The sequence below is a fragment of the Streptomyces sp. A012304 genome, assembly GCF_026008495.1.
In the GTDB taxonomy this organism is placed as follows: domain Bacteria; phylum Actinomycetota; class Actinomycetes; order Streptomycetales; family Streptomycetaceae; genus Streptomyces.
In genome coordinates this window covers 1-251 of record NZ_BQUN01000205.1, presented here as the reverse complement: position 1 = coordinate 251, position 251 = coordinate 1, and the positions used below count along the sequence as shown (strand labels likewise).

At 69.3% G+C, this 251-nt stretch carries 1 protein-coding gene; it reads right to left on the bottom strand.

The genetic code is table 11. The features are described 5' to 3' along the window. Positions 1-251, bottom strand: a 251-nt coding sequence (locus tag ALMP_RS41835) for a hypothetical protein (protein ID WP_264937276.1), incomplete at both ends; no start/stop codon positions are given.

Here is a 251-nt window from a genome sequence, read left to right as displayed (position 1 = left end):
CCGCTGGTGTTGTACGTGTACTGGGTGCGGAAGCGGTTGTCGGTGGGGCCGGACGAGCGGCCGTCCCGGGTCTCCGACGGCTGGTCGCCCCGCAGGTCGAAGTCGCTCGTCGTCACCGGGTAGGTGGTGTACGAGGTCTGGCAGTCGCCGGCGGCCCGGCAGGTGGTGCGGCTGGTCACATTGCCGCGGTCGTCGTAGCCGAGGGTGACCTTGTCGCCGTTCTCGCTGACGATGCCGGTCTGGAAGCCGTT